The following is a 12,654-nucleotide window of genomic DNA, read 5'->3' as shown; positions in this document are numbered from 1 at the left end:
ATCAATATTTTGTAATTTTCAGTATATTAAAAATGAATACTATGAAAGGAAATTTTGATAAAGTGATAGCTTCTGAAATACCCGTTTTAGTAGATTTTTTTGCAGAATGGTGTGGTCCATGTAAAACACTGGGGCCTATTTTAAAAGATGTAAAATCAGAATTAGGAGATGCCGTTAGAATTGTGAAAATAGATGTTGATAAAAACGAACTATTGGCAAGCAAATATCAAGTAAAGGGCGTACCTACAATGTTGTTATTTAAAAACGGAAAGCAACTTTGGCGAAAATCTGGAGCTTTACCCAAACAAGAAATTATGGGCGTAATAAAAGAAAATTCTTAGCTATATTATTTTAATTTTAATCCCACCAGTGCTAAAGCTGCTGGCCCTAATACTGCTTCTGTACTTGTTGATTTTGACAGGACTATTTCTACTTTGTTTTTATAGGTGTTGAAAAGTGCAGCTTCCATATATTTTTTTAATGGTTTTAAAAATAAATCTCCCGCTTGACTCAGTCCGCCTGTTAATATAAAAGCTTCAGGTTCTAAATGTGCAACAGTGTCGGCCATCTTACCACCTAAAATTTGAGCAGTATATTCAAAAGCCTTTAATGCAATAATATCTCCTTCATTTGCTGCTTCTGAAATATTCTTGCCAGTAAGATCTTCATAACTAACACTACGTAATAACGATTCTGCATTACTATCTGCAAACAATTCATAAACGGTACGCTTAATACCTGTTACTGATGCATAGGTTTCTAGACAACCCTTAAGGCCACAATTGCATTGTCTACCTTCTGAAAACACGTTTACATGACCTAATTCGCCTGCCATACCGTGTTGTCCATAAATTAACCGACCTTCATTAATTATTCCGCTACCTAGACCTGTGCCTAAAGTAAGTACAACAAAATTTTTCATGTTTTTACCAGCACCAAAATAAAGTTCTCCTAATGCCGCTGCATTAGCATCATTGGTCATATAAACCGGAAAATTAAGTAATTGCTGTACCATTTTTTTGACAGGCACGCGTTGCCCCCAACTAAAATTAGGTGGATTTATCATTTCTCCGGTTTTATAGTTAGCATTGGGTGCACCAATACCTACACCTTGAATAGTGTAAGTTTTTGTTGTCGTAGTCCGGAGTTGTTCTATTTCTTCAGACAACTTTTTCTTGAATTCGTTAAAAGGCTGCCTTGCTCCAGTCTTAAATAAACGTCCCGAGATAATTTCACCCTCAATACTAACTAATCCTAATTTTGTGAAGGTGCCACCAACATCAATAGCCAGTATAAGTTTCATAGAATTTTTATCCATTGAAATATATTTAATCTAACCTCAAAATTCTGCAAGTTTTTTATTTTCTAAACTGATAAATATCATTCCATATAAAATTAGAAGTGATTATTTTAAATGAAAAATAAACATCATGAAAACATCTGCAACATTAAAAAACTTTACATCAACAGAAGGTAAAAACATTGTAACTCGTAATCTGAATCGCATAATGGATATTGTAATATTGGATATGGACATTGAAAATAGCACAATCACCTTTTTACATGCAAGCAAAGCAGCCCTAGATCGAGTAAAAAAAGAATTAAAATGTATTGGTTTTCCCGTAAGTCACTTACAACTACAAAATAATAAAACTACGGTAATTGACTAATAGAACATTTTATTACTATTTTTTTTAAAAAAAATATAGTATCAAATCTATTCTGGTAAATGCATTACTAATAATGGCACCTTTGTTTTAAATGCAATATTTTTAACGACTGATTCACGGGTTAATTTTTCTATAAAACTGTGCCAGTAATCGATAATTGCAACCATACCAATATTATTGTTTTTATCTACAAAAGCTGCGATTTCGGTAGACACTTTTTCTTTCTTCTCCTTTTCTAAAATATTATAATTTACACCTTTAAGCCTCTTTTCAATCACATTTTTAGCAGTCTCTTGATGTGCCTCTTTTTTTGTTTCATCGAAAAGATGTAATACTTGAATATTCGATTTTAAAAGTTTAGCAAGAAAAAGCATTGGCTTTAGCTCGTATTTATCATATACATGTTCAAAACCAGTTGCAAAAAGAATGGTGTCTGGAATGGCAAATTTATATTCTGATGGAACAGCTACAATTGGACAAAAATCTATTTTACTGATTATGTTAACTGTATTACTACCTAAGAAAACACTTTTTAGTCCACTAGCTCCCTGGGTACCCATAATAATATATTGAACCCTATTTTCAATCACTGATTTTCCTATGGCATTAACTAATGAATCTGCAACAGAAATTGTTTTAAATATACTATTGGCGTTTTTATTCTCTGCCGTAATTTGTTTTAACACTGCAGCTAAATCTCTTTCTGAAGTCTCTTTGGCTATTTGAAATAAGCGAGTATTTCGTTCTCTATTTCGAATACTTTCAAGATTAGATGCTCCTGTCTGAAAAGCATTTAATATATAAAATGTACATGTTTCATTTTTGAATAAACCTGTGGCATAGCGAAGCGCATTATACGCATTCGCTGAAAAATCTGTAGGTACTAGAATATGTATCATATGTATGCTGTTTTATTCGGGTAATACTAATAATGGAACTTCTGTTTTAAAACCCACTTTTTTTACTACTGGCTCTTCTGTCAATTTTTCCATAAAGGTGTGACTATAATGAACTAAACAAATCATATCTGCTAATTGCGCCTTAACAAATTCTGTTATCGCATCTGCTACAGTAGTTTGAATTTCAATGTTATGGAATGAATGTTTAATATCCTCTAGCCGTTCTTGTAATAATTCTTTATGCATTATTTGCTTCTCTGAAAGTTTAAACTCTTTGGCTACATGAAAAACAAGTATTTGAGATTTCCATTCTTCAGCCATTTTTATTAATTGATTTAGTTGATTTTTTGAGAAGAAGTGTGCATACTCTGTTGGGAAAACAATTTTTTTAAGCGATTGAAAATTAAAGTCTCTAGGAATTGCTAAAATTGGGCAGTTTCGAACATTCTTAATCACCCTTACGGTATTACTTCCTAAAAATATTTGCTTTGCACTAGTTGCTCCCTTGGCTCCTAAAACAATTAAATCTATGTCGTGTTTTGGAACTAGTTCACTAATTACACTAGCCAGATTTCCTTGAATTGCTTTTAATGAAAATGTATGTTTATCCTGATTAGAAGCACTATTAACGTCGCCTAGAGTTACTTCTAATTTGTTCAATGCATCTAAATGTAATGCATCATAAACCATTCCAGCTCTAGTACTATTTTGAGGACTGATAATGTTTCTGTTATCAGGCTCATAAGCATGTATTATTATAAACTTACAAGCAGCACTTTTATGTAATTTTATTGCTGTAAAAATTGCATTTAAGGCATTATTAGAAAAGTCAGTTGGTAAAAGTATATTTTTCATTACCTCATTCTTTAGTTTATCTGGATAGATTTTGCATAACCAAAAACGGAATTTTGGTTGTTAACCCAATTTCATCTACTGTAGAGCGGTAAAGTAAATCCTCTAAAAAGGAATGTCTAGAATTTACCATTACTAAAAAATCTATTTGATGAAGTTTTATAAATTCCTGAATAGCTGCAGTTTTATTTTTTACAGCAGTTTGTTCAAAGAAAAGATAGGAATTGGGTAAGCTCTCACTTAAAAACCGTTTATTATCAATTTGACGTGCGCTTAATGCTTCAAAGTCAGAAATATAAAGGCAATGTATTTCTGATTTATACTCATTACTGAGACAGTTCAATAATTTAAGTTCTCTTCTTTTATAGGGCAACATAAAATTAGTAGGAAATAATATTTTTTTTGGCTGACGAAATTCAGCATCTTGTGGTACCGCTAAAACAGGACATTGAACATATTTGAATAATTGTACTGTGTGACTTCCGAAAATTATGTTTTTATCATTAGACTTTCCTTTTGTTCCCATGATAACTAAATCAATATTGATTTTATTGACATAATCATTTACTCCATCGACTAACGAATCAAAAACGGCTATATTCTCAAAGCTATGCCTTGGGTTTGGAGGAATAGCCGTTACTAGTTTAATAAGTTCGGCAAGTTTGTGGTCCGATGCTGCTTTAATGCTCTTTTTTTTATCTTCAATATCGTTTTGCTTATTTGCCTTAAAAGGCCCATAAACTTCATCAGCATATGCATGAAGCACATAGATTTTAGTTCGCTCACATTTAAACAGTGCTAATGCATATTGAATAGCATGCAATGCGTTTTCTGAAAAGTCCGTCGGTATCAAAATCGTTCTCATAAGCTATATTTTATTCAAAAATAAATGTGATTACCTCTGTAAACTATGATATCGCTCAGTTATCTAACACATATTAGATTGTAATTACTCATGAATTACAAAGAAGGGAACCGATGTATGAAAACTGACTTTTTCGGTTAAAGAATCGAAAAGTATTTGTTGTATAAAATTTAAATTTTTAGCTACCATGATAATCATATCAATGTCTCTACTTTCCACAAAACATTGTATCGCAGCATTCACACTTTTATTTGTAATAGTATGAAAACTATTATTTTTATCGAAAGTTTCATTTAAGTAGTCAAAAAGGTATTCTCTGTTTTTTTGTTGTGTTATAGTTAATTCCCTATCTGCTTTTGAAACGTTCATTACCCGAATATTACCTTCGCACAACCCAAGCATTTCAGTAATTGCATCTAAAATATTATGAGAGTAAAATATGTTATAATCCGTTGGAAAAGCAACTTCTTGTGGAACAGAAAATACGACCCCCTTCGGTATAATTAATGTATTACATTTTACTTTAGTAATAACATCACCCGAATTACTACCAATGATACGTTTACGCATACCCGTAACGCCTGTTGTTCCCATAACGATGAGATTTATTTTCTTTTGGGCAATGTGTTCTTTAATTGTTTCTAAGAAGAAACCATGTTCATGTAAACCAATGTAATTGTGATTTTTATTAGAGATGTTATTTTCTATTTTCCGCAGTAAATTAGTTAATTGTTTCTTTGAAGATTCTACCAATTCTTGAGTTTGACCATTTTCACCTTCTTCATAAAAAGCAGTATTCATAGGAGAATCAATAAAATCACTAACATGTACGATGTAGAAATTGCATTTTGTGTTCTTAAAAAGTTGCTTTGCATACAGTAACGCATTCCATGCGTTCTCCGAAAAGTCGGTGGGCATTAATATATTCTTCATCATTTATTACGCTATCTGAACAAATCTATGGTTGTAAACAGCAGGAAAAAATGATAAATATCAGTTAAGAAGACAGGTTCAAATTACTTGTTGTAGCGCATCAAGTTTTACTATTCGAATATTTCTACCTTCAATTTCAATTAAACCTTCTTTTTTAAATCCAGATAAAGTGCGAATCAAACTTTCTGTAGCAATGCCTGCAACGCTAGCTAAATCACTTCTTGATATACGTAAAGGCTCTTCAGATTTTTTATTCATAATTTCTGAAAATTGCAATAGTGTTTGCGCTGTTTTTTTGCGAACAGAACTATAAGCCATCTGTAATAATTGTTCTTTAATATCCGTAATATTTTCAGTTAAGAGTTCCATTAACTGTAACGAAACATTTTGATTTTTTTGCAAAATCTCTTTCAATTTTAATTTTGAAACTCCGGCAACTTCAGCATTCTCTACTGCTGTAGCTGTTTCTTGGTATGGTAAGTTTTCTTCAAAAGAGGTGAACCCCAAGAAATCATCAGCACGGTATAAGGCAGTTATTAATTCTTTTCCATCCTCATCCATTTTATAACATTTAACAACACCCTTTAATAAAAGATAAACCGTAGTAGCGCGCGCACCTTCGTTAAATATATGTTCTCCTTTTTCAAACCTATCTATACTACCATGATCATCGAAAAAATTCTTTAACTCATTTAGAGTGACCATCTGATCTTCAGGTGCTTCTACATCTTGATTTGGTGGTGCAATCATTCTCGACAGCAATTCTGCTTTGGCCAATCTACTTTCTAAAGCACTTAATAGTTCTACTTCTTCAAATGGTTTGGTTAGATAATCATCAGCACCTAAATCCATTCCTTTTCGAATCTCTGAACGTTCTGTTTTTGCCGAAAGAAATATAAAAGGTATGTGCTTAGTAGATCCATTTGCGGAAAGTTCTTGCAAAACTCCATAGCCATCCATTTCTGGCATCATAATATCACAAACGATAATATCTGGTATATGCTTTTTTGCTAAATCTGCGCCTATTTTTCCATTTGGCGCCATACGTACTTCATATCCTGAGAGCTCCAATATTTCCGCAGTATTTTCGCGTAATGAAAGATCGTCTTCTATTAAAAGTACTTTTTTCATGATTCAGATTTTAAAGGTTGTAAAGGAACTTTAATTTTAAATTCTGTTCCTGTATTTTCTATACTCTTGAATGTGATATCGCCTCCTAAATTCTCTAAATGACGTTTCGCAATATTTAATCCAATTCCTGTACCTTGATTCAATAGCGCATTACCTGCCCTGAAATAGCGTTCAAATATGAATTTTTGCTCTGCAAGAGGAATACCGATTCCTTTATCAATAATATGTAAGAAGATAAATTGTTTCTCTTTAGAAACACGAATGTCAATAACCTTATGTTCCGGAGAATATTTAATTGCATTATGAACTAAGTTAGATAAAGCTAGTTCTAATATTTTTTCATCAAATTCTAAAATGATTTCATCAATATCTTGAGGATATAATATACGCTGACCATCTTTCAATAACATGTTTGAATCATATACAACCTCATTTACCACTTTACTTAACGGAAAAGTGCTGTAGATGTACTTTACTTTACCTGATTCAAGTCTTTCTACGGATAGAAAATCATTTAAGATGTTGTCTAAATACTTCACCTTACTTTTGATTGTATGTAGATGTTTGTCTCTATTTTGTTGTTGTTCCGTTTTGGTGTATTTGGTCAAAAGCGTGGTAGAGGTCAAAATACTACTTAAAGGAGTCTTAAACTCATGTGATACTAAAGAAAGAAATTTTGTTTTTAGTTCGCCTAATTCTTTTTCTGCAGCCAGTGCTTCCTCTAGCTGCACAGTACGTTCTGCTACAGTTCTTTCTAAATTCTCGGTATATGCTTTACGCTCGGTAATGTCGAGAATAAAGGCAACATACACTTTTCGATCTCCTATATTCGAGAGCTCTAAATGTACCTCAACAGGGTATGTAGATCCATCTTTTCGCTGATGTATAGTCTCAAATTCCAACTTTGGTTCTTGACCGTCAAAATGGTTTACTAGCAGTGTTTTAAAAGAAGCTTCATCAAAATCAGGTTTAATATCTGCTGGGGTAAGATTTCTCAATTCTTCTAAAGAATAGCCCGTGTTCATTTGAGCGCCATAGTTTACATTGATAAACTTAAAAGTTGTGGCATCAAAAACATAAATTTCATTTAATGATTCATTGAATATTTGATACCAATGGCTTAGTGCTTCTTCTGACTTCTTTCGTTCCGTTATATCTGTCACTAGTGCCATGACGTATTTGGTATCAAAAAGCTCTAACGGATTTAAGCCCGCTTCAACAGGAAATTCTTCACCGTTCTTTTTACAACCGTAAAGAGTTCGGCCCCGGCCCATTTGCCTTTTTTCAGCCCCTTTTGTAAAACCATTAAAATGTCCTGAATGTGCTTTGCGATAGTTCCATGGTATCAAAATATCTAATGGCTTACCCACAAGCTCATTTTTCGCATAACCAAACATTGCATGTGCAGAACCATTTGCGGCTGCTATTATTTGCTTATCATTTACCACCAACATACCTTCAGAAACTGACTCTGAAAGTAACCGAAATATATCACTGCTTTTACCTAAAACATCCATAGCCCTAAAGATAACTTAATAACTGACTTTTATCATTTAAGAATTTAAAATCAGCATGTACTTTTAGTTACTCTAAAATATAAATTATGAATAAATCTTATTCAGATAGTACTGGAAAAAAATTATATCAAAAAGTAGGCAATCTCTTCTTTGCTATTGCAATGGCTGATGACACTGTTCATAGCAAGGAAATTGATAAACTAAAAAGCTTAGTACGTGAAAAATGGCTGCCCTTAGACGATATTGAGGATGCATATGGCTCTGACGCCGCATATCAAATTGAAATTGTGTTTGATTGGCTTTTAGCAAATGAAAAAACAAGTGGTGAATGTTTTAAAAACTTCACAGAATTCTATAACGAACATAAAGCCATTTTCTCTGAAAAGATTAAAAAGCTTATTCGTGAAACTGCAAACGCAATTGCCTATTCGTTCTCTGGCAAAAACAAGTCTGAACTTATTTTGTTAGGTACACTTCAATTGCTTTTTCAAAAAGATAAAACCGAATAAAAAGAAACTAGTTATCGTTTTAGTGATTTGCAAACGAATTTTTTCTTCTTTTTAATTGACGCTCCAATTCTTTTACTTTTGAGGCTACTGCTTTTTCAAAATTATCTTCCATAGAGGTTGCAAAAAATTTTGGCCCAGGTGCACTGAGTTCTATTTCACAAATGTCATTTTTACCAGAAGCATTGTTTTCTTTTTTCAAAAAGACTTCTGCTCTTATCACCCAATTAAATTTATGATGTAATTTTTCTAATTTATTAATGATAATCTTGCTCAACGATTCGCTAGTTGGCATGTGTACATATTGAATATTTGTTGTCATTTTACTACTATTTTTAGTCACCAGTTCTGTGAAAATTATACTACTTAATGGTGATGTTGAAGATTGTCAATCACTTTTTTAAGTTTAATACTTACGTCATTCGCTATACCCATTAAGTCTTTATTGATTACAGCTTGCATTGATGCCATGGGGTCTACAGCAGAAACTTCAATAAAACCATCTTCTTTTTCTTGTACAATTACGTTGCATGGTAACATGGTTCCTATTTTGTCTTCTGCAAGCAGTGCCTTGTGCGCAAAAGATGGATTACAAGCTCCTAAAATTTTGTAATTATGGAATTCAACATCTAATTTCTTTTTTAAAATTCCTTTAATATCAATTTCGGTCAGTACACCAAAACCTTCTTTTTTTAAAGCTTCAGTAGTTTTTAAAATAGCCTTTTCAAACGTTACATCACCTAGTGTCGCACTATTATAGTAAGTCATAATATTTATGTTTAAAATGTGTTAAAATTGAAATTATTTGAATCGATATAGATCAATCACTATTATATAAAATATTTAAAATCTTAACAAACAGTTATTCACGTATAATCTCGAAATCATTTATTTTTTCTTAAAAATAGATTTGCTATTCAAAAAGCTAAGGTACTAGTGCGTTAGCTTTTGTCATATGATATTTATCAGCATTGACATCTATATTAAGTGGTTCATAATTCTTTAATACTACGTTTATTATTGGTCAAACATGTTACACATTTTTTTCTAAATATGATTATTATCATAGCTAGATAGGACTTGCATAAGTAGTTTTATGTCAATATGTAATTATCACATTTATGAATGCTACTAACAGCTATTCTATTGTTCTAGGTATATTGTTTTTTAGTTTGGTTTTGTCTTGTGGGTCAAAACAAGATAAAATATTACCCCAAAAAAGCTCTTTGACGGAATCTGTGTATTCATCAGTTACGATACAACCAGATAGCCTGTATCAGGCATATGCGATTGTTGCCGGAATCTTGGATAAAAACTTGGTAGAAGAAGGTGCTATTGTAGCAAAAGGTGATGCCATTCTTCAGGTTGTAAATACTACTCCATCATTAAATACTGATAATGCCAAACTTTCTTTTCAACTCGCAAAAGAAAATTACAGTGGTAGTTCTGGCGTATTAAAAAGTATTAGGGATCAAATTGCGGCGGCACAACTTAAACTAAAAAATGATTCAATAAATTATTACCGTCAGAAGCGGCTTTGGAAACAAAAAATAGGATCAAAAGTTGAATTTGATAATCGCAAATTGGCTTTTGAACTTTCACAAAATAACGTAAGCCTATTAAGAAGTGAATATCAACGTACTCAAAATGAACTCAGAACAAAAGTACAGCAGGCAAACAATAATTTTAAAACAGCACAGGTAGCTACAACCGATTTCACAGTTTCTAGTAAAATAAATGGAAAAGTATATGCCTTATTTAAAAATACTGGTGAGCTCGTTAATACGATGGAGCCCTTAGCCTCAATCGGTAGTGCTAATACTTTTATCATAGAAATGTTAGTCGATGAAGTAGATATAGTAAAAGTAAAACTCCATCAAAAGGTAGTACTAACTTTAGATGCGTACCAAGACCAGATTTTTGAAGCTGAGGTTATTAAAATTTATCCTAGAAAAGATAGTCGTTCACAAACCTTTAAAGTAGAAGCTGTATTCGATAATCAGCCAGAAGTACTTTACCCTGGTCTTTCTGGTGAGGGTAATATAATTATTGCTCAACGAAAAAATACTGTTGTCATACCCAAAGCATATCTAATTGATGATACTAAAGTACTTACTGATGATGGACTTGTAGAAGTGAAAACAGGTTTGCAAAATTTAGACAAAATTGAAATTCTAGAAGGTATAAATGCAAATACATATATACTAAAACCAGAAGAATGACCAACTGGAAAGTAATACTGAATATTGCAAAAACACATCTTTTAACAAAGATGAAATCAACTGCTACAGCAACTTTGGGGGTAACATTCGGAATTGGCGCATATATAACCATGGTTAGTTTTATGACTGGTCTCAATACCATGTTAGATGATTTAGTATTAAACCAAACGCCACACATACATATCTACAACGAAATAGAACCCACTTTACAGCAACCAATAGATAAGTTTAAAGAATATGAAAATGCGCTAAACGTTATACACTCTGTAAGACCTAAACATAGTCAACTTAAGATACACAATGCTTTACCTATTTTAAAAAGTCTTAAGAAAGATGAAAATGTGAAAGGGGCAACACCTCAAATACGAGCTCAAATATTCTACATGTCTGGATCCATTGAGTTGGGTGGCAGTTTATTAGGAGTCGATATTATGGAGGAAGTTCGATTGTCAAATTTTCGAGATAATATTATTAAAGGTTCTGCTGAAGCTCTAAAAAATAATGATAATGGTATTTTATTGGGGTCAGGTTTAGCAAAAAAAATGTCATTATCCGTAGGTAATAGGGTGCAAATAAGTACCGTAGCAGGAAATATTTTTCCATTGAAAATAGTAGGTATCTATCAAAGTGGTGTAGCAGAAATTGACAATGTACAAAGTTTTTCTAATCTTAAAAGTGTTCAGCGCATTCTTGGAGAGACGAATAGCTACATTACTGATATTAATGTAAAACTTTTAGATATTGATAAAGCTGTGCCAATGGCAAACTTGCTTGAGAAGCAATATAATATAAAGGCTACTGATATTAATGAAGCAAATGCACAGTTTGAAACTGGTACAAGTATTAGAAATCTAATTACTTATGCCGTTTCCATAACGCTTTTGATAGTTGCAGGTTTTGGCATTTATAACATTTTAAATATGCTTATTTATGAGAAAATGAAAGACATCGCAATTTTAAAAGCAACAGGTTTTTCAGGCCGTGATGTACAGTTAATTTTTATGAGTCAAGCAATGTTAATTGGTATTGTTGGTGGGCTGTTAGGTTTGTTTGTTGGCTTAGGATTATCTGTCTTAATTGACAATGCACCATTCAATACAGAAGCCCTACCTACAATTACCACCTATCCGGTTAACTTTGAAATTGGGTATTATATCATAGGAATAACCTTTGCGCTACTTTCGACTTTCGTTGCTGGATATCTTCCATCAAAAAAAGCAAAAAATATTGACCCTGTACGGATTATTAGAGGTACTTAAATAACAATATGAATCAAGTTTTAGCTACTAAACATATCAATAAGCATTTTCATAAACCTAAGGATTTTCATGTGCTAAAAGATATTTCTATTGAAATGAACCAAGGTGAATTTGTTTCTATAATGGGAAAATCTGGTTCTGGAAAATCGACCTTACTCTATATTCTCTCAACCATGGACACTGACTATACCGGTGAATTGTATTTAAATCAAGAACTTATTTCTGGAAAAACACACCAAGAACTTTCTAGAATACGTAATAAAAATATCGGATTCGTTTTTCAATTTCACTACCTGCTTTCAGAATTCAGCGTTATTGAAAATGTGATGTTACCTGCTAAAAAGTTAGCTGAAAAATCAGACGCTGAAATTATGCATGATGCAAATGAAAAATTAAAAATGCTTAATATAGGTCATCTTGCACATCAACGAGCGGCACGTATTTCTGGGGGTGAAAAACAACGTGTTGCTATTGCGCGCGCATTGATAAATAGTCCCTCAATTTTAATGGGAGACGAACCCACAGGAAATTTAGATAGTCATAATTCAGAAAACGTATTTAGTATATTTAAGCGACTTAAAGAAGAAGAAGGGTTATCACTCCTAGTTGTTACACATGATCAAGATTTTGCCAATCGTACCGATAGAATAATCCAGATGGAAGATGGAAGGATTTTAGTATAATGCTTGTTTAGAAACTTCTTTAGCACATTTTTATTCTCAATATGCAGTAGAGCATTGTAATTCTTATTATAATTCAAATTACCATTTCTTAGGTTTAATAGTGTTGAAATCTGTGGC

15 protein-coding genes are annotated in these 12,654 nt (G+C 32.3%); 6 read left to right on the top strand and 9 right to left on the bottom strand.

Going from position 1 to position 12,654, the window contains the following annotated elements:
* Positions 1 to 41: 41 nt before the first annotated feature.
* Positions 42 to 341 carry a thioredoxin gene (trxA, locus tag JQC67_RS10575; RefSeq protein WP_203252777.1) on the top strand — a complete coding sequence of 100 codons (300 nt, stop codon included), beginning with the start codon at positions 42 to 44 and terminating at the stop codon, positions 339 to 341.
* Between the two features lie 5 nt (positions 342 to 346).
* On the opposite strand, the gene JQC67_RS10570 is transcribed toward trxA, so the two are convergent.
* Positions 347 to 1,318, bottom strand: a complete 972-nt coding sequence (locus tag JQC67_RS10570; RefSeq protein ID WP_203252776.1) for an ROK family protein — start codon at positions 1,316 to 1,318, stop codon at positions 347 to 349.
* 112 nt (positions 1,319 to 1,430) lie between these two features.
* Here JQC67_RS10570 and JQC67_RS10565 point away from each other — a divergent pair, with 112 nt between their 5' ends.
* Complete coding sequence (locus tag JQC67_RS10565; RefSeq protein ID WP_203252775.1) at positions 1,431 to 1,670, top strand: hypothetical protein; 240 nt, start codon at positions 1,431 to 1,433, stop codon at positions 1,668 to 1,670.
* A 47-nt stretch (positions 1,671 to 1,717) separates the two neighbouring features.
* Here the strand turns inward: JQC67_RS10565 and JQC67_RS10560 are convergent, their stop codons facing one another.
* The 6 genes from JQC67_RS10560 to JQC67_RS10535 all read right to left on the bottom strand — a co-directional run bounded on the left by JQC67_RS10560 (position 1,718) and on the right by JQC67_RS10535 (position 7,867).
* Positions 1,718 to 2,569 (bottom strand): universal stress protein, encoded by an 852-nt coding sequence (locus tag JQC67_RS10560; protein ID WP_203252774.1) that lies wholly within the window; start codon positions 2,567 to 2,569, stop codon positions 1,718 to 1,720.
* Between the two features lie 12 nt (positions 2,570 to 2,581).
* Positions 2,582 to 3,424 (bottom strand): universal stress protein, encoded by an 843-nt coding sequence (locus JQC67_RS10555; protein WP_203252773.1) that lies wholly within the window; start codon positions 3,422 to 3,424, stop codon positions 2,582 to 2,584.
* A 16-nt stretch (positions 3,425 to 3,440) separates the two neighbouring features.
* The gene (locus tag JQC67_RS10550) at positions 3,441 to 4,286 is read right to left on the bottom strand and encodes a universal stress protein (protein WP_203252772.1); all 846 of its coding nucleotides are present in this window, start codon (positions 4,284 to 4,286) and stop codon (positions 3,441 to 3,443) included.
* 84 nt (positions 4,287 to 4,370) lie between these two features.
* Entirely contained in the window at positions 4,371 to 5,222 is an 852-nt protein-coding gene (locus JQC67_RS10545; RefSeq protein WP_203252771.1) for a universal stress protein, read from the bottom strand.
* A 75-nt stretch (positions 5,223 to 5,297) separates the two neighbouring features.
* Positions 5,298 to 6,350: a response regulator gene (locus JQC67_RS10540; protein ID WP_203252770.1), complete on the bottom strand. Its 1,053-nt coding sequence runs from the start codon at positions 6,348 to 6,350 to the stop codon at positions 5,298 to 5,300.
* On the bottom strand, positions 6,347 to 7,867 hold the full coding sequence (locus tag JQC67_RS10535) for a sensor histidine kinase (RefSeq protein WP_203252769.1): 1,521 nt from the start codon (positions 7,865 to 7,867) through the stop codon (positions 6,347 to 6,349). The genes JQC67_RS10540 and JQC67_RS10535 overlap by 4 nt, the downstream gene beginning before the upstream one ends.
* Positions 7,868 to 7,953: 86 nt before the next feature.
* On the opposite strand from JQC67_RS10535, the gene JQC67_RS10530 reads away from it, so the two are divergent.
* On the top strand, positions 7,954 to 8,376 hold the full coding sequence (locus tag JQC67_RS10530; protein WP_203252768.1) for a hypothetical protein: 423 nt from the start codon (positions 7,954 to 7,956) through the stop codon (positions 8,374 to 8,376).
* Between the two features lie 19 nt (positions 8,377 to 8,395).
* On the opposite strand, the gene JQC67_RS10525 is transcribed toward JQC67_RS10530, so the two are convergent.
* Together JQC67_RS10525 and JQC67_RS10520 are read right to left on the bottom strand one after the other, a co-directional pair.
* Complete coding sequence (locus tag JQC67_RS10525) at positions 8,396 to 8,695, bottom strand: HPF/RaiA family ribosome-associated protein (RefSeq protein WP_203252767.1); 300 nt, start codon at positions 8,693 to 8,695, stop codon at positions 8,396 to 8,398.
* 44 nt (positions 8,696 to 8,739) lie between these two features.
* Entirely contained in the window at positions 8,740 to 9,141 is a 402-nt protein-coding gene (locus JQC67_RS10520) for a DUF302 domain-containing protein (RefSeq protein ID WP_203252766.1), read from the bottom strand.
* A gap of 353 nt (positions 9,142 to 9,494) precedes the next feature.
* Between JQC67_RS10520 and JQC67_RS10515 the strand changes: the two genes are divergently transcribed.
* Genes JQC67_RS10515 through JQC67_RS10505 form a run of 3 tightly spaced genes read left to right on the top strand, consistent with a single transcriptional unit; the run spans position 9,495 to position 12,537 of the window.
* Complete coding sequence (locus JQC67_RS10515; protein ID WP_203252765.1) at positions 9,495 to 10,595, top strand: efflux RND transporter periplasmic adaptor subunit; 1,101 nt, start codon at positions 9,495 to 9,497, stop codon at positions 10,593 to 10,595.
* Positions 10,592 to 11,854, top strand: coding sequence for an ABC transporter permease (locus JQC67_RS10510; protein WP_203252764.1), 1,263 nt, complete (start codon positions 10,592 to 10,594; stop codon positions 11,852 to 11,854). Before JQC67_RS10515 ends, JQC67_RS10510 begins: the two co-directional genes overlap by 4 nt.
* Positions 11,855 to 11,862: 8 nt before the next feature.
* Positions 11,863 to 12,537, top strand: coding sequence for an ABC transporter ATP-binding protein (locus JQC67_RS10505; protein ID WP_203252763.1), 675 nt, complete (start codon positions 11,863 to 11,865; stop codon positions 12,535 to 12,537).
* Positions 12,538 to 12,654 lie beyond the last annotated feature (117 nt).

The sequence above is a fragment of the Aurantibacter crassamenti genome (assembly GCF_016811105.1).
GTDB classification, from domain to species: domain Bacteria; phylum Bacteroidota; class Bacteroidia; order Flavobacteriales; family Flavobacteriaceae; genus Aurantibacter_A; species Aurantibacter_A crassamenti.
The sequence above is the reverse complement of the archived record's forward strand: the minus strand, read 5'-3'. Positions and strand labels throughout refer to the sequence as shown.